The organism is Arthrobacter silvisoli (genome assembly GCF_003369445.1).
GTDB classification, from domain to species: Bacteria; Actinomycetota; Actinomycetes; order Actinomycetales; family Micrococcaceae; genus Arthrobacter; species Arthrobacter silvisoli.
The window spans coordinates 83,009-105,264 of sequence record NZ_QRCU01000018.1 but is presented as its reverse complement, the minus strand read 5'-3'; the positions used below and the strand labels follow the sequence as shown (position 1 = coordinate 105,264).

Genomic DNA, 22,256 nt, shown 5'->3' with positions numbered 1-22,256 from the left:
GTCAGGCAAATCGTTCGAGGATGGCGTTGCCGGCGGGGTCGATGTCGTCGTGGTCGAGTTCTGCGACGACGCGGCCGCGGGCCATGACCAGTACTCGGTCACACATCATCGCCTCGGTGATCTCCGAGCTCGCCACGACGACGGTTCCGCCGGCCTGCGCGAACTCGCGGATGAGCTCGTACATGTCTTCCTTGGCCCCGACGTCCACTCCGCGGGTCGGCTCATCGCATACGAGGATGCGCGATTGGCGGACGAGCCACCGGGCCAGGATCGCTTTCTGCTGGGTCCCGCCGCTCAGTGTCTTCAGGGGCTGGGTTACGCCGGAGACCTTCATGCCCAGACGGTCGACCATGTCAGCGGCCACGCTGCGCTCCCGCCGCGACTGGATCACACTCAGCCGGCTGAACTGGGGCAGGCTGGCCAAAGTGATATTGCCGGCAACACCCATGTCAGGGATGAAGCCTGCGGCCTTCCGGTCCTGCGGCAGCAGCCCGATCCCGCGGCGGATCGCGTCCCGCGGTGCACGGAATTCCACAGCCTGCCCATCGACGCTCATCTCGCCGGAGGTGCGCTTCCGTGCTCCCGCAATAAGGCCTGCAAGCTCGGACTGGCCGCTGCCGATTAGCCCGGCGAGGCCCAGGACCTCCCCCGCACGCAGATCGAACGACACCTCGTCCACGTATCCCTGCTCGGAGAGGCCGCGGGTAGTGAGGATGACGCCTTCGCGTGGGCCGGGGCCGAGTCGAGGCGAGCGTTCTCCGCGCAGTGCAGCGTCGGCGATGGACCCTTCGAGGCTTTTCCCGACCATGGCCGTAACGACGTCGGCCGGCTTCGAGCTTGCCGTCTTCAAATCGGCGGCGTTCACTCCGTCGCGCAACACGGTTACCGCATCACAGAGCGAGAAGAGCTCATCCATGCGGTGGGAGATGTAAAGGAGCGTCACCCCCTGTTCGGACAGGGACCGCAGGACAGTGAAGAGCCGCTCGACATCGGGCATCGGCAACGTAGATGTGGGCTCGTCCAGCAGAAGGATCCGCGCGTCCTTGTGCAGCGCCTTTGCCAGTTCCACTGCCTGCTGCTCAGCGGTGGAGTAGCTGCCGACGGGACGGCGCACGTCCAGGTCAAACCCCACCCGGTCCAGCGCGATGCGCGCCTGGGCCTGCATCCGCTGCCAGTCCACGGCCGCACCACTGCGCAGTGGCAGTTTGCCGAGGAAAATGTTCTCGGCCACGGAAAGGGATGGTACGAGCGAAAGTTCCTGGTAGATGGTGTGAATTCCAGCCTGCTGGGCATCCATTGGATCCCGGAAACGCTGGAGCTCGCCACCCAGGCGAATGCTCCCGGAGTCCGGGGATTCGGCGCCGGAAAGGATCTTGACGAGCGTGGACTTGCCGGCCCCGTTCTGCCCGGCCAACGCGTGGATCGATCCGCGGCCGACGCTGAAGCTGACGCCTTTCAGCGCCTTCACGCCAGGGTAGGACTTGGTGATGCCCTCAAGTTCGAGTTCGAGCTCTGGGGCAGGTGAAGGCGGTTCCCCTGCGATCCCGGGGGCAGATGCCACCGGGACTTGGTTGTTGGCGGACATAGATGTTCCTTAACTAGTACTTTCGAACCAGGACTTCGAGGCCGAACGGGTTGAAGACTGCTGACCGGGCCGGCGGATTTAGCCTTTGGCGCGGACGTAGGTGTCTTTGGGGACGTAGTATTCGGCCGCATCAGCGGGAGTGACCACGGTCGTATCGATGTACTTGGTCTTGCCCGGGCATTGAGCCTGGTCGCCCTTGACGGCCGCGATCGCCATGCGCACTGCGGCAGCCCCCTGATCCCACGGCTGGTTGGACGCGTCGGCTTGGAGCGGGCCCTTCGGGTTATCCACCATCTCTTTGATGGCTCCCATGCCACCGTCGTAGCTGGCCATGATGATGCCGTCACCCCATAGGCCGGCCTGCTGCAGGCCCTGCACGATGCCACCGTGCATGACATCGCTCATGCTGTAGACAACCTTGAGGTCCGGGTTTGCAGTCGCAACATCACGGATCGGGGCCAGAGCCTTGTCCGGTTTCCACTCACCGTACTTGGTGTCCAGCTTGACGGTGGTGACGCCTGGATGCTTCTGCATGACACTGTTCCAGCCCGCCATGAAGCCATTGAACCGAAGGTCGCTCAGCACATCTCCCGGGAAGCCTCCAATGCCGACAATCTTGATCTTCCCCTTGTCCCCAAACTTCTCAAGTGCCCGCTGGGCGGCCACCTTGCCCGCGAGCGATCCGGTATGTTCCTGGTCCTCCGCGACGTAACAGAACATGTCGGGAACCAGAGATTTATCTACACTCGAGTTGACTGTCACAACCGGGATGCCCGCGTCCTTCAACGCCTGAATTGAAGGACCGACGCCAATGGGGTCATTCGGATTCATGACGACGACGTCAACGCCCTTGGTGATCAGGGTCTGAACATCGGCATTTTGCCGGACGGTGTCGCCGTTGGCGTCCAGCAGTTCCAGCCGCGCCCCGACCTTGCCGGCCTCAGCCTGACCGCCCTCAACGAGGGTCTTCCACCAGTCGCTGCCGCTGATGCCACGCTGGCTCCAGCCGATGACCAGCCTCTCATCGGAAGCCTTCCCACTGCCGCCGACCGCGGCAGCGCCACCTTTGCAGCCAGCCAGCCCGAGCGTACCGACCGTCAGGATGGAAGCGCACAGTGCCACCGTGGCAAGCCGTTTGCTCCGACGGATTCCCGTTCCAATTCTCTGCATGAACAACACTCCCTCGTGTTCGTGACCACCCCGCCTTTGGGGCTTAGTGAGACAAGTTACATGGTGAGTTAGCGCACTATCAAGACTTTTCAAAAAATTCGTTGAATATGGAAAGCCACTAGCTTTTCCCCTGAAAACACCTGAAAATAGGGGGAAATCCGAGATACTTGCGCTCGACCGCTTCAGTCATGATCGCTGATTTATCGCTAACTCAGATGATTGTCCTTGACCTCACTGCCGTCGAAGCGGCCCTGGCAACCAGGCAGGAAAGATGAGTTCAGGTCCAGCCGCCATGACCCGGCTGCAGATACGTGCCGGCGGGCGTGACCCGCCGGCACGTCATTGCGGCCATGACGAGCTGGGCTACCGGCCCAACAGCGCACCTTGGAGGCGATTGACCCATCATGAAAGACTTCCTGGATGCCTCCACGGTGACGCTGCCCCCTAGAGCCGAGGTCGTCGTCGTCGATTCCAACGCCCGGGACCGCTACAGCGTTGTGGACACTGGCCAGGCCGACGGCACCCGCATGGCCGTCAAACACTTCCCGGCCTGGGCCCCAGAACGTATGGCACGTCACCGATCCCGAGGAATCCTTCGCCAGCGAACGCACGCCGCCGCCTGGGGCACCACCGCACCGCAAGGTAGAAGGCGGCTGAAGCGCAGTTCAATCTGGCGGTTTTCGAACCGTTCGGCTGCGGGCTTTCCCGCTCCGCCCCCTGCTGTTCTGCGATCGCGCCCTAAGTGGGGATGCGACTCAGCGGGAAGTGGCGCAGACGGTGCTGTTGCGCACGATAAGTCTCGGTGCGATCGGCGTACGGTCCACTTCGCGCCCTTCCATGGCACCGATAAGCACTTCGGTGCTCATAAGTGCCAATGCAGTGAAGTCCTGCCGCACCGTGGTCAGCGGAGGCAGGAAAAAATCCGACCCTTCAACGTCGTCGAATCCCACGATACTGACATCATCGGGGACACGGACGCCATTCTCGGCGAAGGCGCGGATCAACCCGAGTGCGGTATGGTCACTGGCGGCGAAGATCGCTTGGGGAACCTTTCCTTCCCGGACAAGTTGAAGGCCGGTTTCGTAGGCCCACCGGGGGCTCCAGTCACCTTCGATGCACAGGCCTGGTTCGAGGCCGGCGTCACGGAGCGCCGCTTCCCAGCCGCGCTTGCGCACCCGTCCATCGAACCAATCCATGGAGCCAGCGAGATGCGCGATGTCGGTGTGGCCCAAGTCGATGAGGTGCTGCGTGGCCAGCCTCGCCCCGAGCTCCTGATTCTCTGAGTATGTGAAAACGTTTGGAGTTGACGACGCGCCGGCTGCGATCATCTCCAGTGGCAAGCGGCATGACGCATTCCAGACGGCCGCTGCCATTTCGACGAGAGGTGCGATGACGATAATCCCCCCTACGCCCGTATCGTCCAGACTGTCGAGGGCGGCCTGGACGGAATCTTCGTAGGGTTTTTGGACGCTGATTACTGTCGTGGCGTAGCCCTTGTTCCGCGCCACGTTCTCAAGTGCCATGAGTGTTCCCACAGGCCCGAACCGTGGGGAGCCATCCGACAGTATGCCAATGGAGGTCGAACGGCTTGTGACCAGCGCGGTGGCTGCGCGGTTCCGGCGGTAGCCGATGTCCTTGATGATCTGAAGGACCCGTTCACGGGTCGAGGCGCTGACATCGGGGGCATTGTTGAGGACTCTCGAGACCGTCCCGAACGAGACGCCTGCAAGTTGGGCGACATCGTTGATGGTCGGCTTCCGGCGCAAAGGAGCGTCGGCAGTCCGGCCATTGTTCTCGCGGGGGATCGCCATGCCTGTCATGCTCCCTCCTGTCCTCCTTGCGTGGGTCGAGCCGGCGACGGTTTTGTACGCCCTCCATCTTATGTCGCGGCTCGCCGGGGCCCGCCGAGCAACTTTCGCTGTGATGCTTGACACCCATCTCCGTGAACGTTTACGCTCTTTTCCGTAAACGTTAACGGAACCATCGTTAACGTTGACGAAACGATCACCTCAATGGAGATGGAGCGGGATGAGCGACACTGCCGACGCACTCTTAGCCGATCCGGGCGTTGGCCGTCGAAACATCGACCCGGCCCAGTGGGCAAACTTGGAACTGCTCCTGGCGGACGCTGCGCGGGATGATCTCGCAGTTGCTGTCCGAACCTTCGTTTCGGCAGGCTCCTCGGCTGTCGTCGGCGTATTCGATAACGACAGCCTGTGGACCAGCTTGGTCGTTTCCGTCGACCATGCCGGGGCTCCTGAGTGGCTGTCGACCGTTGACGGCTCGGTCGCTGAGGCGGCCGGCGACATGACCAAGGCGGCGGGTCAGGCGGTGAAGTGGGTTCAAGCCCGTTATGGACCGTGCTCCCTGGGGCTCTTCGTCGACAAAAAGCACGCAGAGGCCCTCGTTAGGGCTTCAGACAAGGCTGCCGCCGTCCGCACAGCTGCAGCCGCCGGTGGACTCGTCCTGTCACCGGTACCCCCTTCCCTCGCCATTGCCCTGGCCTGACCTGACCTCAACCATCCACCCACCTATCCCTCCCACAAGCACTGGAGAACAATGATGATCCGCAGGCTTCCCTTTGTGGCTTTGGCCGCAGCCCTGTCAATTTCCGTCGCTTCCTGCAGCAGTTCGACCTCGGGCAGCTCAAACGCCCCTGATACCGGCGTGTCCGAGAAAGCCCAACAGGCCCTTGACAAGATCAAGGGACAAGTCCTGAGCAAGGGCCCCAACGGCGAGACGCCTTCACCGGCATCGACAGCAGATCTCACGCCCGAAGAGATTGCGAAGATCAAGGCGCTCAATGCCAAGGCCGCAATCGTGATGCACTACGGCGGCAACGACTGGGCCACCGCACAGACCAACGGCCTGAAGAGCGAATTCGAAAAGCTAGGCATCAAAGTCATCGCGACAACGGACGCAAACTTTAAGCCGGACAAGCAGGTGTCGGACATCGAGACCGTGATGACGCAGAACCCGAACATCATTGTTTCCATCCCCACTGACCCCGTGGCCACGGCCTCGGCCTACAAGAAGGCAGCGGCTGCCGGAACGAAGCTCGTCTTCATGGACAACATTCCTCAGGGGCTGACTGCCGGCAAGGACTACGTTTCCGTCGTTTCCGCCGACAACTACGGCAACGGTGTCGTCGCGGCGCACCAGATGGCCAAGGCCATCGGCGGCAAGGGCAAGATCGGCGTTGTCTTCCACCAGGCTGATTTCTTTGTGACCAAGCAGCGCTACCAGGGCTTCAAGGAGACGATCACCAAGGACTACCCGAATGTCCAGATTGTCGAGGAGAAGGGCATCGCAGGCCCTGATTTCGCCGGAGATGCCCAGGCAGCTGCCAACGCCATGCTGAGCAAGCACGCCGACCTTAACGGAATCTGGGCCGTGTGGGATGTCCCCGCAGAAGGTGTCATGGCCGCAGCACGCGCCGCGGGCCGCCAGGACCTGAAGATCGCCACTGAGGACCTCGGTAAGAACGTTGCCATTGCCCTGGCTAAAGACCAGTTGGTCGTTGGGCTCGGCGCCCAGGTTCCTTTCGACCAGGGAGTCACGGAGGCCCGGCTGGCCGCAGGTGCATTGATCGGCAAGAAGGCACCGGCTTATGTGGCCTTGAGCGCCCTCCCGGTCGACCACTCCAACGTCCTGGAAGCCTGGAAGCAGGTCTACCACGAGGACGCTCCGAAGGACATCCAAGAGTCCTACAAGAAGTAGCCAGACCCGGCGGTGCGGGGACCAACCCCGCACCGTCCCGAAAGGGCACACCATGAACACCGCAGACAATGTCGTCGAGATGCGCTCGATCTCCAAGGGCTTCAACGGCGTTTCGGTTCTGAAGGATGTCAGCTTCGACGTCCGGAAGGGCGAGGTCCACGCCCTCGCAGGAGGCAACGGGGCCGGGAAGTCCACGCTTATGAAGATCCTGCAGGGCGTCTATCAGGCCGACGCCGGCGAGATCGTCATTGGCGGCAAACCGGCGACCATCAACTCGATTCAGGACGCGAAGGCCGCCGGCATCGGTATGGTCTTCCAGGAATTCAGTCTCGTACCGAGCCTGACCGTCGCTCAGAATATCTTCCTTGCTGCTGAGCCGCTCGGCATGGGCGGGTTCATCGACGACCGCGCCTCGGTGCGGCGGGCCAAGGAAGTCTTCGCCGAGATGGAGGTGGACGTCGACCCGCAGGCCGAGGTCTCCCGGCTAGGCACGGCCTACTGGCAGTTGACCGAGATCGCCAAGGCGCTCTCCCAGAACGCCCAGGTGCTGATCATGGACGAACCCACTGCAAGCCTTGCCCGTCACGAGTCGGAAGCGCTCTTCGAGCTGATTGACCGGCTCAAGCAGCGTGGTATCTCGATCATCTACATCTCTCACCGCATGGATGAGGTCTACCGGCTGGCCGACCGGATCACGATTCTCCGGGATGGCGCCAGACTCCTCACCGAGCCGCTGACTGCCGTGACGCCGGAACAGATCGTGGAGGGCATTGTCGGCAAGAAGATCGAGGGCCAGCTTGCCTACCGGGAGCGGGACCACGTCGCTCATGAGGGTGCGCCCCTGCTGGAGGTCCGCGGGCTGAATGCCGGGCCACGGGTAAGGGACGTCTCCTTCTCGCTCCGCCCGGGGGAGATTCTGGGCCTGGCCGGTCTCATGGGCAGCGGCCGCACCGAACTCGCCCGGGCACTTTTCGGGATCGACCGTCGCGAAAGCGGCGAGATCCTTATCCGCGGCGAAAAGGTCAACCTGAACTCGCCCCAGCAGGCCATTGACGCCGGCGTCGCCCTCATTCCCGAGGATCGACGGGCTCAGGGCCTGGTCCTGGACCACTCTGTCCGCGACAACCTGCTGCTGCCCCTGCTTGGCCAGATCACGCGGGGACCGTTTCTTGATTCCATGAAGGGCAAGGATCTGTCCTCGTCCCTCATCAAGAAGTTCGCGGTGAAGGTCGCCCACCCGAACCGCCCGGTGCGGCTGCTTTCGGGCGGAAACCAGCAGAAGGTGGTGATCGCCAAGTGGCTGGGCACCGACCCGGACATCCTGATCCTGGACGAGCCGACGGCCGGCGTCGACATCGGCACCAAGAGCGAGATCCTGGACATGATCCGCGAACTCGCCAGCGCGGGCAAAGCCGTCATCGTCATTTCCTCGGAATACCCCGAGCTCCTCGCGGTCAGCGACCGCGTCCTCGTCCTCAAGGACGGCTCCGTCATCCGTGACATCCCCCGCAGCGACATCGCTGACGAGGAATATCTTCAACTTGCAGTCCAGGGAGTCTGAACAGTGAGCAAGGCAAACACCATCCCCGCCCGCGACACCGCGGCACACCGCAATTTCTGGACGATCCTGAAGGAACTCGACTGGCGACGCTACGTCATCTACATCGGCTTCGTCGTCGTCTTCCTCTTCTTCGCCGTTCTGCTGCGTGACCAGGGCTTCATGTCCCCACAGAACCTGCTGAACATTTTCCGGCAGACGGCAACCATCACGGTTATTGCAGTGGGCATGACTTACGTTATCTCCTGCGCTGAAATCGACCTCAGCGTCGGATCCGTAGCCGGCCTGTCCAGCGTCTGCACGGCCATGGCGTTGTCACAATGGGGCCTGGTCCCCGGAATCCTCGCCGGCCTTGCCGTCGGACTCGTGGTCGGCTCCATCAACGGCGCACTGGTCAGTCTCCTCGGCATCCCTTCCTTCCTCGTGACGCTGGGCATGCTGGGTATCGCTGTAGGCGTCGCCCAGTGGATCACCGCCTCGGCCCCGCAGCCCATCCTTAACGACACGTTCAACATGATTTTCGGATCCGGCGACTTCGGACCCGTCCCCGGCCTGGTCGTCTGGAGCGCCATCTTCGTTGCCATCGGCGCCGTCGTGCTGAACCGCACCAAGTTCGGCCGCCAGGTCCTTGCTACCGGCGGCAACCGCAACGCTGCCGAGTTCACCGGCATCAACACCAAGCGCATCAAGTTCCAGGTGCTCCTCATCTCGGGCATGGTCGCGAGCGTCGCCGGCATGCTGTACGCCGGGCGTCTCCAATCCGGCAGGTTCCAGTGGGGATCGGGCGATGAGCTCTCCGCCATCGCCGCCGTCATCCTCGGCGGGACCAGCCTCTTCGGCGGGTTCGGCTCCATCATGGGAACTCTCTTCGGGGCCCTCCTGATCGGCCTGATCAACAACGGCCTGATCCTGGCCGGTCTGGACAGCAGCCAGCAACAGGTGGTCCGTGGCGCCATCATCATCCTTGCCGTCGCCCTGGCCCGAAAGAAGTAAAGCCAGATGACCCCCAAACTCCGGTCCGGGATCATCGGCACGGGATTCATGGGCTCAGTCCACGCTCACGCGGTGCGCGCAGCCGGCGGCGAGGTCAGCGCAGTCGCCGGAAGCAGCCAGGCTTCCGGCGAAGCAGCAGCAGCCGCGCTCGGCGCCCGAACCGCAGCCGAGTCCCCCGAAGCACTGATTGGACGGGCAGATGTGGATGTCATCCACATCTGCACCCCGAACGCGACCCACGCCGATCTTGCCCGCAAAGCCATCGCAGCCGGGAAACCGGTTGTCTGCGAGAAGCCCCTCGCCACCAGCGTCAAGGACGCCAGGGAGCTCATGGACCTCGCCGACCGGGCAGGCATCGTCACGGGCGTGCCCTTCGTCTACAGGTTCTATCCCGCGGTCCGTGAGGCTCGCGACCGTATCCTGCGCGGAGACGCCGGCCGCCTCTGGCTGCTCCACGGTTCCTACCTGCAGGATTGGCTGGTGGGGGCGGAAGCCACAAACTGGCGGGTCGATTCAACACTCGGAGGAGCCTCCAGGGCTTTCGGTGACATCGGCGTGCACTGGTGCGACCTGATGGAGTTCACCACCGGACACCGGATCACCAGGCTGGTGGCGAAGACCAGCCGGGCTTACGACCAACGCGCAACCGGCGGCCAGCTGTCCTCCGTTGCTACCGAGGACGGGGCCACGCTCCTGTTCGAGACCGACAAGGGGGCCACAGGCTCCCTCGTCGTCAGTCAGGTCAGCCCGGGCCGTAAGAACCGATTGTGGTTTTCCTTCGACGGAACCGAAGCGTCATTCAGCTTCAACCAGGAGCGACCGGACACCCTTCACATGGGAACCACAGGGTCCAGTTCTGAGATCACCGTCGGTCCGCAGACCCTCAGCACGCCCGGCGGCCGACGGTACGCGAAGCTACCACCGGGACATCCCCAGGGATACCAGGACAGCTTCAACTCCTTCGTCGCCGACGTATACGCAGCCGTTCAGGGGCAGCCACCCGAAGGCCTGCCCACCTTCCGGGACGGCCTGCGCGCTGCACTCCTGACGGATGCACTCATTACCTCCGCTGCGCAGCAGTCGTGGGTAGACGTTCCCGGCATTCCCACCCCCTTCGAATTACTCAAGTCTTCCTCCGTATCCGAAAGGCAGAAGCAATGAAACTTGGTTACTGTTCCATCACTTGGGGCGGCGTCGTTGGCCACCCGCAGGGCGTGACGAGCGTCAAGGACCTCTTTTACATGACCCACGGCTCCATGAGGGATGCCGTCAAGGACATCGCATCTGTCGGCTATCAGGGTGTTGAGATGTTCGACGGGAATCTTGCGGAGTACGCAGAAAAGCCCGAGGAACTCAAAGAGATCCTCAGCGGTTCAGGAGTCGCGCTGACAAGCGTGTATACCGGGGCCAACTTCATCTACGCCGATATCCTCCCGGACGAAATGCACCGCATTCACCGCGCCGCCGAATTGGCCGCGGGCTTCGGAGCGGAACGGCTCGTGGTGGGTGGCGGAGCACGACGGGCAGCCGGAACCGCCGACGAGGACTACCAACGCCTCGGTGAGGCGCTGGACAGCGTAACGGACATCGCAGAAAGCTTCGGTCTGTCAGCAAGCTACCACCCGCACCTGAGCACTATCGTCGAGAGCCCGGAGGAACTGGACCGGCTCATGCCACTCACCCGAATCGGCTTTTGCCCGGACACCGCACACCTTGCAGCGGGCGGAGCAGACCCGGCGGCAGTTATCCGGAAGTACCCCGACAGGATCCAGCACGTCCACCTCAAGGACTTCCAGAGGGACCCCTTCAATTTCCTGCCCCTGGGACAGGGAGAACTTGACTTCCCGGACATCATCGCCGCGATCCGCGAAAGCGGATACGACAGCTGGCTCATGGTCGAACTCGACAGCTACGACGGTGACCCGCGGGCCGCAGCAGAACTGAGTAAGAAGTACCTCGAGAAGCTCCTTTAACTGATTTTTCAACCGCGAGGGACAGCCACAGCCGGCATGTCCCGAACTTTCCGGAAGGACCAAGATTCACATGCAAAACCTCAACGTCGGCCTCATCGGAGGCGGCTTCATGGGCAAGGCCCACTCCCTGGCATACGCTGCCATGCCCATGTTCTTTTGGCCGGCACCGGCACTCCCGGTCCGCAAAGTCATCGCTGAAGCGAATCCGGATCTCGCCGCGGAAGCGGCCCGCCGCTTCGGGTTCGAAAACTCCACGGCAGACTGGCGCAGCATCATCGACGACCCCGACATCCACGTCGTGGACATCGCCACGCCCAACCACCTCCATGCCGAAATCGCCATCGCCGCGGCAGAGGCAGGCAAGCACATCATCTGCGAAAAGCCGCTGGCCCGCACCGGCGAGGAATCCAAGGCAATGTACGACGCCGTCAAAGACAAGAACATCGTCCACATGGTGGCTTTCAACTACCGCCGGACCCCCGCCGTCGCACTGGCAAAGAAATACATCGAGGAAGGGGCAATCGGACAAATCCTCAGCTTCCGCGGCACCTATCTGCAGGACTGGAGCGCCGACCCGAACTCCCCGTTGTCCTGGCGCTTCCAGAAATCCATCGCAGGTTCCGGCGCCCTCGGCGATATTGCCACGCACGTCATCGACATGGCCCGCTACCTCGTGGGCGAGTTCAGCGCCGTCAATGCCGTTCTCTCCACCTGGATCCCCGAGCGACCGCTGCAGACCGGAGCGGCCGACGCACTCGGCAACGTACGGGGCGGGGAGGGCCCCAAGGGCCAGGTCGACGTTGATGACGAGGTCATGACCATGATCCGCTTCGCCAACGGGGCCGTCGGATCCGTCGAGGCAACACGCAACGCTCACGGAAGGAACAACTACATCACCTTCGAAATCCACGGAACCGAGGGCAGCATCGTCTTCAACTACGAACGCCGCGACGAACTGCAGGTCTGCTTCGCGTCCGACCAGGCCGACCGCCGCGGATTCCGCACCGTCTACACCGGCCCGGCACATCCCTACGGAGAAGGACTCTGGCCCATTCCTGCGCTCGGCATTGGCTACGGCGAAACGAAGATCATCGAGGCCCACGATTTCTTCAAAGCCATCGCAGAAGGCGGCAGCGTAAGCCCCAATTTTGCAGACGGCTATCAGGTCGCCCTGATCGACGACGCGATCGTCGAATCAGCTGCAAAAGAAGCCTGGGTCGAGGTCCCCCAGATCAACAGTTAATCTGACCAACTCGGGAGGGACGGCACCGAGCCGTCCCTCCCGCACTTTTACAGGACCATCCAAGGACGGAAAAATGCCCAACACCCTCCCAGTTCCGCGGGACACCGCAGAAGTCTGGCTGATGCCGGTCTTCATCGCCACAGCGGGGCACGAAACCGAGCTCCAGGAAGCGCTCAGTGCCCTGCAGGCGATAAGCCGAAAAGATCCAGGATGTCTCGAGTACACCGTCTTCTCCGACGATCAGAGACCCGGTACATTCGTCCTCATCGAGGGATGGGCCCATCAGGAAGACCTCAAGGCCCATAACGAGGAAGCCCACGTCAAGGACTTCGTGAAGGCCGTGGAACCCTTCTTGGCCGTACCGTTCTCAGTAACTCCCCTCACTCCCCTGATCTGACCTCCGACACTCCAAGCTGGAGCTGCTGGAGTACGTGGCCATGTTCCCGCCCGTCCCGGAAAAGGTGATCGACGCCGGATACCACGACTTCGCCGACCGCTGGAACTCCATCCTGGACGTCTTCGACGAAAACGGCATCCGCTTCGCCCACGAGGCGGATGTGCGCCCCCCGTCCGACGAGCAGTGTGTGGAGAGGCAATGTTCATTATTAGCACTAACTTATGCTTGTAATGCTCATTTGGCTGTGCGAGTATGACATGCAACACGTACCGTGAAGGAGAAACCTTGAGTATCCAGATGAAGGCGGCCCGTAAGCTCCGGGTGCATTGGCCGATCAGCGCAGAAACCTTCAACCGCGCCGCAGGCGGAGACCTGGACGCTCTGTCAGATGACGAGGGTGTGGCGTCGCTTCTGCAAGCCGTGGAGCAATTCCAAGACCTGGGCGATTTCGGCAACTACAAGCATGTTTTCGAGTCCACTGTTGGTTTCGAAGGCTTTACCTGCGCGCAGGGAGCCAGACCGACCCTTGGCGCAGTGGGGCAACGCACCATCTCACCCACATTTGTGTTCACCACGTACTTCGACGCCATGCTCCCCGACGACGCGGTTGAGGGATTCATGCACCAATTGGCAGGCATCCACCCGTGGGAACTGCCGGTCATTGAGCTGACGGGACCGGTGACCATCGCTGCCCATTCACATGCGGGCGGCCGTGAAGGGGAGGCTGCCTAGTGGAAACCATGTCCATCGGTTTGTGGGATGCGCTGAAGGCAACCCTTGCCGGCCGGAAGTACACGGACCTGACGCACGCCTTCCACCCGGGCCAACCGCATTTCCCGGCCTTCCCGGACGAAACCCGTGAGGCTGTGTTCGACCTCGAACGCGGGGACGGCTTCACCGCGCACCGGTACTCCATCATCGGCCAATGGGGTACGCACGTGGACCCGCCGTCGCACTTTATCCGGGGCGGAAGGACCCTGGACCAGATTCCCGTACAGGAAATGATCCTTCCCTTGGTGGTCCTGGACATCACGGACGCCGTAGCGGCGGACCCTGACGCCACGCCCACGATGGAAGACATCAGCCGGTGGGAGGAGCGAAACGGCGCTGTTCCCGAGGGGTCCTTCGTGGCCCTGCGCACGGGATGGAGCAGCCGTTGGCCCGACGCCGCGGCGATGGCCAACCGTGATCCGGAGGGCATCAGCCATACCCCGGGCTGGTCCCGTGACGTGCTCGCCTTCCTGATCGAGGAGCGGCGCGTGGCCGCCGTCGGTCACGAACAGACGGACACCGATCCGGGAAAGGCGACCTCCCGGCACGACTTCAGCCTGGAAACGTACGTGCTGGCCCAGGACCGGTGGCAAATCGAACTGCTGGCCAACCTTGGGAACCTTCCTGAGGCCGGTGCGGTCGTTGTTGCCTCGTGGGCCAAGCCCTTGGGAGGCAGCGGATTCCCGGCGAGGGTCTTCGCCATCTCCTGAGGTTTCCGTTGCATGGTCAAGGGGTCGTCTAAGATCGAGTCCATGTCAAGAACCTCCAGCATGGGCCGTGGGATCATGGCCGTGCTGGCGGCGGCGTCCCGCCAGGCGCAGGGTCTGCCCGGCGGGACCGTCGCCGAGATTGCCGCCGATTTGGGTAAGGACCGCAGCCAGGTTTCACGCAGCCTGCGCACGGCCGAGCAGGAAGGATTCCTGCAGCGCACGCCATACCGTACGTTCACCCCCGATTGGTCCGTGATGACCGATGCCCTGGTGCTCACCCGGCGCCGGCTCGCCACGGACGGCGCCGCCGCGCTCGACGCGTTGTCCAGGCAGACCGATGAAGCCTGCTACCTCGGGGTGTTGAGCGGCGACAGTACCGTGACTATTGCCGAAAGCGTGCCGGACAGCACCGAACTCGTGGGTTCCTGGATCGGCAGGCCCTATCCGGCTTACTGCAGCGACGCAGGGCAGGCCTTGTTATGGGAGGCTTCCGACGACGAGGTGCGCGGGATCTTTTCGCGCGTGGATTTTGTCCGTCATGGTCCGAACACACCCGTTGACGTGGCCGATTTCCTTGAGCGCCTTGCAGCCGCCCGGTCCCGCGGTTATTCGGTGGTGGATGAGGCCGCCGAGCCCGGCCTGTATTCATTGGCGGTCCCGGTCCGGGATTTCAAGGGAGACGTTGTTGCGGCACTCCAGATCGTGGGACCGAAATCACGCCTCGAGCCCAAGCAGCAGATGTGCGCTGAGGCCTTGGTGGACAAAGGGAACTGGCTGCAGTCCCGCCTGGGCCACGCTTAGCCTGCCATCCGGGAAACACCGCTGAGGCGCGCGGCGCTATCCAGGAGCGCGCCTGCCACCCGGGAAAGGTCGCCCCGTAGCTGCTCGTACTGGCCGAGGACGCTCAATGCTGCCGTGACGCGGCCATGGTCATCCCGAACCGGGGCGGCAAGCTCGTGGATGCCGTGCTCGAATTCCTCGGCGGCAGCCACATAGCCCTGCGGCCGGTCCCGAACCATCAACTCCCAGACTTCGGCCACTGAATGGGCTGCCTGCGGACCCCCCACGCCGATGAAGCTGACGTCCTGCAGGAGCGCATCAAGCCCTTTGCGCTTGTGGTCCCACAAAAGGGCCCGGCCTGCCCCAGTGCACCATACGGGGGTGATCATCCCGGGATACGCGAAGCTTCCGGCTGCCATGTCGTTACTGGACGCGCGTACCAGGAGCACCCGGAATCCCACCCGGACTGAAACGCGGGCCCGGAGGCCCAGCGACGAAACCAGCTTTTCCAATTCGGGCCCGGCTCCGCGGAACCAGCCATTGTTGAGTGAGGCTGCAAGCCGAAAGAACCGGGGGCCCGCCCTGAACGGGCCGCGCTCCTCGCGCTCCAGCAATCCGATGTCGCACAGTTCCTGCGTCAGGCGCGACACCCGGCTCTGGTCCAGCTGTAATTCGGCGGCAAGCTGCGAAACTCCTAGAAGCTGCCTGCCGGACTTCTCACGTTCCGTCACGAGTCGTACGATTCTGAGTCCCTGCGCCATGGTTGACGCTTCCGGGGAAGTCTCCATTTCCCGCTGCTCCTCCCGCACTGGCAACCAGCCTATCCTCACACAGTTTCGACGGCGGAGAGCCATGCACGACGGCGGCCGGCAGCAAACGCTGCCTGCCGCCGCTTCGGCGCGGGGAGGTTCAGGCTCCCGGCACCTGCCGGGCCTTCGTCCGGTACTTGACGTGGAAGTATCCGTAGCAGGCCGCGACGAAGGGAATACCGAAGTACAGGGCGGCGACCTGGTTGGGGTCGAGTGCGATGCCTATGAGCGAAACGAGGCAGAGGACGAAGGCCAGGATGGGTACCAAGGGGAACAGCGGTGCCTTGTAGGAAAGCCCGGCCACGTCCCCGCCGTTCCGCACGAACGCCCGCCGGTGGAAGAAGTGTGACGCAGCGATGGACATCCAGACGCCGACCACGGCAAAGCCGGCCACGGAGACAAGCACCAGATAGACCGTTTCCGGCGCCACCACGCTGCTGACCAGGGACGCGAACCCGCCCAGCATGCTGACGGACAGGGCGATCAAGGGAATCCCCCGCCGTGTCAGCTTCTTCAGGGCCTGGGGTGCATGTCCTTCGTCGGCCAAGGAGTACAGCATGCGGGCGCAGGAGAAGAGGCCGCTGTTGCCCGCGGAAAGCAGGGCGGTGATGATGACGAAATTCATGATGTCTGCGGCAAAGGGGATTCCGAGGGAGGAAAAGACGGTGACGAACGGGCTTTCATCCAGCCCTACCTCGTCGAAGGGGATGGTCGCGGCGATGACAGCGATGGCTCCGACGAAGAAGACCAGGAGCCGGACGACGGTGCTCCGCATGGCTTTCGGAATGCTCGTGCCAGGGTCTTTGGTTTCCCCGGCGGCAACGCCGATCAATTCGGAGCCGGAGAACGCGTAGAAGACTGCGAGGGCCGTGACCAGGACGCCGGTGAAACCGTTGGGGAACAGCCCGCCGTCAGTGGCGAAGTTTTCAAACAGGAACGGGTGGTTGCCGCCCTGGCTCAGCGGGTGGAATCCCAGAAGCGCCGCGCCGCCAAGGACAATGAGCCCAATGATGGCGGCGACCTTCACGATGGCAAACCAGAACTCGGACTCCCCGAAGAACCTTGCGGAGACGGCGTTCAGGCCAAAGAGCACGGCGGCGAAAACCAGGCACCAGACCCACACGTCCACCCCGGGAAACCACCGTTGCATCAGCAGTCCGGACGCCGTGAACTCCGAACCGATCGCCACCGCCCAGCACAGCCAGTAGAGCCACGCCGTAGTGAACCCGGTGGCCGGGCCGATCGAGCGGGCGGCGTAGATATGGAAGGCACCGGACACCGGGTAGGCGATGGCCAGCTCGCCGAGGCAGGCCATCACCAAGTACACGACGAATGCTCCCACCAGGTAAGCGATGACCGCACCGAGCGGTCCGGCCTGCGAGATCGTGTAGCCCGAGCTGAGGAACAACCCGGACCCGATGACTCCACCCATGGCGATCATGATCAGATGCCTGGGCCCCATGGAGCGGCGGAGGCCTGATTCAGCTGTATCTGGTTCGTCCTGCCGGACAGCTGGCTTAAGCGGGGTTAAAGGTTCCAAGGGTGCCTCCAGTGTTGGGAGTGGGTACCGGGAGTGTGTGCAACGCTCACGTCATCGTGCGGACGGAGAGGGTCCGGCGCGTCAACAGTGACGAAAGTAACACGAATGCCGCTTGCTAGTCATCAAAAACATCAAGACTTGCTTATGTTGCACATACATTGCGATTCGTCACTATGCCTCTTCGCTCTTAGCTTGGTCGTTCCGACCAGGTATTCGGGCTGTTGGACATGGTTCGACGGACAGCGGCCGGCCGCACGATGGGATCACAGCCCACCTCGAAACTAAGGAACACCATGACCACCACCTATGACATCGCGCTGATCGGGTTCGGAGGCGTCAACAGGACCCTCGCCCAACTGATCCACGACCGGGGCAGCGACCTTGCAGATGAACTCGGCTTTGGCCTGCGGGTCGTCGCGATCACGGACCTGCGCCTGGGTTCCCTGGTCAAGGATGACGGCATCGACCTCTCGGTGGCCCTCCGGCTGGGAAGCGGCAACGAGACCTTCGCCGACCACGGCGGATCCGCAACTCCGGACAACGAGCACGTCATCCGCAGCTGCAGCGCGGACATTGTCTGCGAGGCAACGTTCACCAACCCCGACGACGGCGAGCCTGCCGTGTCCCACGTACGGTGGGCGCTGGAATCAGGCAAAAGCGTCTGCACAACGAACAAGGGGCCCGTGGCGCTGCGCGGCCCGGAACTGGCTGCCCTGGCCGAACGCAACGGCGTTCACTTCGAATTCGAAGGAGCGGTGATGAGCGGTACGCCCGTCATCCGCCTGGCACGGAAAATGTTTGCCGGCCTTAAACTGGACGGCTTCGAGGGCATCCTCAACGGAACCAGCAACTACGTCCTTGGCCGGATGGAAACGGGCATGGAGTTGGGCAAGGCCATCACCGAGGCGCAGGAGCTCGGCTACGCGGAAGCCAACCCCGCCGCCGATATCGAGGGTTTCGACGTCCAGCTCAAGGTCCTGATCCTCGCCAACGAGCTGCTCGGCGCAGGCATCACCCTCGCCGATGTCACGCGGCGTGGGATCTCCGGGCTCTCCGCGAAGGAAGTGAAGAACGCGGCGTTGGCGGGCCGGCGCTGGAAACTCGTGGGCTCGGCCAAACGGAACCCCGACGGCACCGTGAGCGCGGGAGTCGAACCCGTCGCCCTGCCGCTGGACCATGGCCTCGCCGGTGTTTCCGGCGCCACCAACGCAGTCTCATTCTCCACGGACCTGCTGGGTCCCGTGACGGTTTCCGGTCCCGGGGCCGGAAGGGTGGAAACCGCCTACGCCCTGCTCTCGGATATCATCGCCATCCACGCTGCCAAGGCGGGAGTGGCCGCACATGCTTGAGACACTGCAAGCCGTCTGCGAAGTCACGAGTCCCTACAACGGCCGCTTGCTCGGCGCTGTGCCGCTCACTGCTCCCTCAGAGGTCGGCGGGATCCTTGCCGCAGCCCGTGAAGGCGCGGCCACGGCCAGGAGCCTGTCCCGTCACGAGCGCGGCAGGATCCTGGAGACAGCGGCAGCTGCGATTGAAGAACGCCGCGAGGAATTCGCCCGGACCATCACCGCAGAGGCCGGAAAGACGATCCGCCAGGCCCGCAAGGAAGTACTGCGGGCGGTCAACACGCTGCGGCTTTCCGCTGCCGAAGCCCGGCGGAATTCGGGGGAAGTCATCCCCTTTGATGCGTTTGAAGGATCCGAAGACCGCCAAGGATGGTTCTCCCGTGAGCCACTGGGAGTCATCGCGGCCATCACCCCTTTCAACGACCCCCTGAACCTGGTGGCACACAAGCTCGGCCCGGCCATTGCGGGCGGCAATGCCGTCATCCTTAAGCCGTCTGCGCTGACGCCGCTTTCGGCACAGATGCTGGCAGCTGCCCTTGAAAGCGCGGGGCTGCCGGAAGGCGTGCTCACGGTGGTGCACGGAGGCCGGGAGCTCGCAGAGGAGATTGTCCGGAGCCGGGATGTCCGGATGGTGTCCTTCACCGGCGGATTCACCACCGGGGAAAGCATCGCCCGTTCGGCCGGGCTCAAGAGGCTGTCCATGGATCTGGGCGGCAATGCCCCGGTGCTTGTCCTGGACGATGCACACCTTGAGGCCGCCGTGGATGCCTGCGTCTCCGGAGCGTTCTGGGCAGCGGGCCAGAACTGCGTTGGAGTCCAGCGCATCCTGGTGGCGCGTTCCCTCTATTCCGAGTTCCGCCGTCGGTTCCTCCAACGGGCATCGCTCCTGATTGCCGGCGATCCCATGGAGGAAAGTACCGATATCGGTCCCATGATCTCGGCGAACGCCGTGGCAGAGGTCAAGGAAAAGCTGGATGAGGCGATCGCTGCGGGTGCGCACTGTCTCATGGGTAATGTCCGCGAGGGCAACGTGCTCCACGCTACTGTCCTGGAAAATGTGCCTCATGGTTCCAGGCTGTGGCAAGAGGAGGTCTTCGGCCCGGTGGTGATGCTGCAGGCATTCGATGCCGTGGAGGAAGCTTTCGCGATGGCCAACGGGATTGAGTTCAGCCTCCATGCGGGGATCTTCACCGAAGCCTTGAACGTAGCACTCGATGCGGCGGACAAGCTCGACGCCGGCGGCGTGATGATCAACGACTCCTCCGACTACCGCTTCGACGGCATGCCGTTCGGTGGCTCGAAATACGGGAGCATGGGCCGGGAAGGCGTCCGGTTCGCCTACGAAGAAATGACCCAGCCCAAGGTCGTCTGCATCAAGCGCGGCGTGGCATGAGCTTTCAGACGTAAACGGATTTCCTGGGCCCGGTCCGGGCGCCCGGCGGCGCCTATTGGGGCGGGCCCGTGCGGCGCGGGCCTTGGACAACTTCACGGTAAGCGGGATTCCGGTCTCGAATCAACCCCATCTCGCGCGAGGCCTGGCGATGGTCAAACGTGCTGCCGCGCCGGCCACTGCCCGGACCGGTGCTCTCGACCATCGCCGGGCCGAAGCGAACGACGCTTCCTGCGGCCGCCAGCATGTGCATCCTGTCGATGACGTGAACGCGCCCTCGGCGCGGAAGAAGAGCGCCCGGCGGTCTAAAGCAGCGAACCGGAGGCCGGGCCTCGGCTTACATAGTTGGAGAGCGACATGGCGGTCACCGTGTCCTTGACGCCGGGAAGGGCAGCTATCCTCTCCCAGATTTCCTGGATCCGTTCCAATGAACGGGCTTCCAACCGGACGATCAGGTCGAAGTCCCCGCTGACCACATCGCAGAAAACCACCTCAGGAATCGCCTGCAGCGCCACGACCACATCGGAGCCGCGAACCCGGTCATTGCGGTAGATCATCAGATATCCCGCGACGGGAGCTTGCCCGGGTGAACCGGAAACCACGGTGTAGCCCTGGATCTGGCCGTGCCGCTCCATCCGGTCGATCCGCTGCCGCACGGCGTTGCGGGAGAGGAGGACCTTGGCTGCCAGCTCGGCGTGGCTGATGCGGGCGTTCCTGGTGAGTTCCTCCAGGATCCGATGGTCAATCTGGTCAAGGCCTGCCCGGTCCATGCGTATCCTTCAGCGTCAAATCATTGCAAAGCGGCTATCGCTATGCCTGGCGCCCGAAATCAGGAGCCCAACGTTTGATGATAGTTGCCGTACGAAGGAGCTGAACCCGACCGGGCGGACACGCCCCGAGTATGCCACTCCCCCGAAACATCGCCAATCCGGGCCGGGCCGGGGCCGTGGCAGGCCTTTCCTAATCGGGGTTATCTGCCGCCCCGGGCGTGGACTGCGCGCCGTCCGGCTTTCTCAGGCAACCGGAACGTTCAACGTTAAGTCCGCCGCACCCCGAAGGGCACCACTGGAGATGATCTGCCCATCCTTGATGACGGTCCGCGCCGTGTTTTCGTCCCACAGGATCGAGGCGTCGCGGAAGGGATTCCCGTCCAGCACCACCAAGTCCGCGCAGGACCCTCCGGTGATCCTTCCCAGGTCATCGCGCCGAAGCAGAGCGGCGTTGACTGATGTTGCCGACCGGAGGGCGCCGTAAACGCCAAGCACTTCACACTGCAGGCGGAGTCCGGCCAGTTGCTCGTCCTCCAGTTCACCCATAAGGTCCGTTCCGAACCCAATCCGGACCCCGGCGTCCTGGGCCAGTGCCACAGCGTTCCTCCCTGCCTGCAGCACTTCCCGGTTCTTGGCCGCTCCCACTTTGGTGAGACCGACTTCCTCTCCGCGTCGTTCCATCGCCTCGTAGGTCACCAAGGTGGGAACCAGATAGACGTCGTTGTCAGCCATGAGCTGCGCGGTTTCCGCATCGAGCAGATTCCCGTGTTCGATGCAGCGAACCCCGTTGAGTACTGAATGGCGAATGGCCTCGGGCGAATATGCGTGAGCAGTGGCGTAGCTGCCCCGCCGGGACGCCTCGTCCGTTACGATGCGGATTTCCTCCGCACTGTATTGCGGAACCCGAATCGGATCCACCGGTGAGACGACCCCTCCGGAGGTCATGAGCTTTATCGCCGAGGCACCTGTACGGAACCGGTGACGCACAGCCCGCAGCAGGTCCTCGGCGCCGTCCACCACTTCGCACATGTGGCCGCCATGGAAGCATCCTCCGTGGTTCGCGGCCCGGATATCGCCGTGGCCGCCTGTCTGGCTTAACGCCGGTCCGGTGAAAAAGTAGCGTGGACCAGGGTACAGGCCCTCCTCGATGGCGCTGGCAAGGCCAACGTCCCCGCCTGCCACGTCACGAACAGCAGTGAACCCTCGGAGCAGCGCAGCCGCGAGGCGCCTTGCCCCGGCAAGCGCGGAATAGCTCAGTGGTCCCGTCTCATTCCTGGCAGATGTCAGGCTAATTGCGTAAGCGTGGAAATGGGCATCGATAAGTCCTGGAATCACGGTGCGGCCGCCGGCGTCAAGCACGGCACCGGCCTCTTCCACCTCCCGCCCTATGGCGGTGATCCGGCCATCCCGGATGCTGATGGATCCCTCAATCAGCTCAGGTGATTCACCGTCGAAGATGAGGGCATTCCGTATCGTCAGACTTCCCGGAGTGGTCACGGGT

The 22,256-nt window shown here is 63.2% G+C and carries 20 protein-coding genes and 1 pseudogene; 14 read left to right on the top strand and 7 right to left on the bottom strand.

What is annotated here, in order from left to right; translation table 11 throughout:
- Position 1 precedes the first annotated feature (1 nt).
- From DWV11_RS04410 to DWV11_RS04395, 3 genes are all read right to left on the bottom strand, one after another.
- Complete coding sequence (locus DWV11_RS04410) at positions 2-1,585, bottom strand: sugar ABC transporter ATP-binding protein (RefSeq protein WP_115787669.1); 1,584 nt, start codon at positions 1,583-1,585, stop codon at positions 2-4.
- A gap of 78 nt (positions 1,586-1,663) precedes the next feature.
- On the bottom strand, positions 1,664-2,755 hold the full coding sequence (locus DWV11_RS04405; protein WP_115787732.1) for a sugar ABC transporter substrate-binding protein: 1,092 nt from the start codon (positions 2,753-2,755) through the stop codon (positions 1,664-1,666).
- A gap of 755 nt (positions 2,756-3,510) precedes the next feature.
- On the bottom strand, positions 3,511-4,575 hold the full coding sequence (locus tag DWV11_RS04395) for a LacI family DNA-binding transcriptional regulator (protein ID WP_115787668.1): 1,065 nt from the start codon (positions 4,573-4,575) through the stop codon (positions 3,511-3,513).
- A 208-nt stretch (positions 4,576-4,783) separates the two neighbouring features.
- On the opposite strand from DWV11_RS04395, the gene DWV11_RS04390 reads away from it, so the two are divergent.
- The 12 genes and pseudogenes from DWV11_RS04390 to DWV11_RS04335 all read left to right on the top strand — a co-directional run bounded on the left by DWV11_RS04390 (position 4,784) and on the right by DWV11_RS04335 (position 14,921).
- The gene (locus DWV11_RS04390) at positions 4,784-5,263 is read left to right on the top strand and encodes a hypothetical protein (RefSeq protein ID WP_115787667.1); all 480 of its coding nucleotides are present in this window, start codon (positions 4,784-4,786) and stop codon (positions 5,261-5,263) included.
- 159 nt (positions 5,264-5,422) lie between these two features.
- Positions 5,423-6,475 carry a substrate-binding domain-containing protein gene (locus tag DWV11_RS04385; protein ID WP_245953431.1) on the top strand — a complete coding sequence of 351 codons (1,053 nt, stop codon included), beginning with the start codon at positions 5,423-5,425 and terminating at the stop codon, positions 6,473-6,475.
- A gap of 52 nt (positions 6,476-6,527) precedes the next feature.
- Positions 6,528-8,036 (top strand): sugar ABC transporter ATP-binding protein, encoded by a 1,509-nt coding sequence (locus DWV11_RS04380; RefSeq protein WP_115787665.1) that lies wholly within the window; start codon positions 6,528-6,530, stop codon positions 8,034-8,036.
- A 3-nt stretch (positions 8,037-8,039) separates the two neighbouring features.
- A complete protein-coding gene (locus tag DWV11_RS04375) occupies positions 8,040-9,026 on the top strand; it encodes an ABC transporter permease (RefSeq protein ID WP_115787664.1) in 987 nt (328 codons plus the stop codon).
- A 6-nt stretch (positions 9,027-9,032) separates the two neighbouring features.
- Entirely contained in the window at positions 9,033-10,187 is a 1,155-nt protein-coding gene (locus DWV11_RS04370; RefSeq protein ID WP_115787663.1) for a Gfo/Idh/MocA family protein, read from the top strand.
- The gene (locus DWV11_RS04365; RefSeq protein WP_115787662.1) at positions 10,184-10,999 is read left to right on the top strand and encodes a sugar phosphate isomerase/epimerase family protein; all 816 of its coding nucleotides are present in this window, start codon (positions 10,184-10,186) and stop codon (positions 10,997-10,999) included. Before DWV11_RS04370 ends, DWV11_RS04365 begins: the two co-directional genes overlap by 4 nt.
- A gap of 70 nt (positions 11,000-11,069) precedes the next feature.
- Positions 11,070-12,242 carry a levoglucosan dehydrogenase gene (locus tag DWV11_RS04360; RefSeq protein ID WP_115787661.1) on the top strand — a complete coding sequence of 391 codons (1,173 nt, stop codon included), beginning with the start codon at positions 11,070-11,072 and terminating at the stop codon, positions 12,240-12,242.
- A 73-nt stretch (positions 12,243-12,315) separates the two neighbouring features.
- Positions 12,316-12,639 carry a putative quinol monooxygenase gene (locus DWV11_RS04355; RefSeq protein WP_245953430.1) on the top strand — a complete coding sequence of 108 codons (324 nt, stop codon included), beginning with the start codon at positions 12,316-12,318 and terminating at the stop codon, positions 12,637-12,639.
- Positions 12,640-12,667: 28 nt separating this feature from the next.
- Positions 12,668-12,793, top strand: a pseudogene (locus tag DWV11_RS04350) (sugar phosphate isomerase/epimerase); the annotation flags it as partial.
- 131 nt (positions 12,794-12,924) lie between these two features.
- Positions 12,925-13,371 (top strand): hypothetical protein, encoded by a 447-nt coding sequence (locus tag DWV11_RS04345; RefSeq protein WP_115787660.1) that lies wholly within the window; start codon positions 12,925-12,927, stop codon positions 13,369-13,371.
- Between the two features lie 8 nt (positions 13,372-13,379).
- Entirely contained in the window at positions 13,380-14,120 is a 741-nt protein-coding gene (locus DWV11_RS04340; protein WP_115787659.1) for a cyclase family protein, read from the top strand.
- A gap of 42 nt (positions 14,121-14,162) precedes the next feature.
- Positions 14,163-14,921, top strand: a complete 759-nt coding sequence (locus tag DWV11_RS04335; RefSeq protein ID WP_115787730.1) for an IclR family transcriptional regulator — start codon at positions 14,163-14,165, stop codon at positions 14,919-14,921.
- Here the strand turns inward: DWV11_RS04335 and DWV11_RS04330 are convergent.
- Both DWV11_RS04330 and DWV11_RS04325 read right to left on the bottom strand, forming a co-directional pair.
- The gene (locus tag DWV11_RS04330) at positions 14,918-15,688 is read right to left on the bottom strand and encodes an IclR family transcriptional regulator (RefSeq protein ID WP_115787729.1); all 771 of its coding nucleotides are present in this window, start codon (positions 15,686-15,688) and stop codon (positions 14,918-14,920) included. The genes DWV11_RS04335 and DWV11_RS04330 overlap by 4 nt on opposite strands.
- A 121-nt stretch (positions 15,689-15,809) precedes the next feature.
- Positions 15,810-17,249 carry an amino acid permease gene (locus DWV11_RS04325; RefSeq protein WP_115787658.1) on the bottom strand — a complete coding sequence of 480 codons (1,440 nt, stop codon included), beginning with the start codon at positions 17,247-17,249 and terminating at the stop codon, positions 15,810-15,812.
- Positions 17,250-17,542: 293 nt separating this feature from the next.
- Between DWV11_RS04325 and DWV11_RS04320 the strand changes: the two genes are divergently transcribed.
- Positions 17,543-18,598, top strand: coding sequence for a homoserine dehydrogenase (locus DWV11_RS04320; RefSeq protein ID WP_115787657.1), 1,056 nt, complete (start codon positions 17,543-17,545; stop codon positions 18,596-18,598).
- Positions 18,591-19,988, top strand: a complete 1,398-nt coding sequence (locus DWV11_RS04315) for an aldehyde dehydrogenase family protein (protein ID WP_115787656.1) — start codon at positions 18,591-18,593, stop codon at positions 19,986-19,988. The genes DWV11_RS04320 and DWV11_RS04315 overlap by 8 nt, the downstream gene beginning before the upstream one ends.
- Before the next feature lie 302 nt (positions 19,989-20,290).
- Here the strand turns inward: DWV11_RS04315 and DWV11_RS04310 are convergent, their stop codons facing one another.
- Both DWV11_RS04310 and DWV11_RS04305 read right to left on the bottom strand, forming a co-directional pair.
- Positions 20,291-20,755, bottom strand: a complete 465-nt coding sequence (locus DWV11_RS04310) for an Lrp/AsnC family transcriptional regulator (protein ID WP_115787655.1) — start codon at positions 20,753-20,755, stop codon at positions 20,291-20,293.
- A gap of 243 nt (positions 20,756-20,998) precedes the next feature.
- Complete coding sequence (locus DWV11_RS04305; RefSeq protein ID WP_115787654.1) at positions 20,999-22,252, bottom strand: metal-dependent hydrolase family protein; 1,254 nt, start codon at positions 22,250-22,252, stop codon at positions 20,999-21,001.
- Positions 22,253-22,256: the final 4 nt, after the last annotated feature.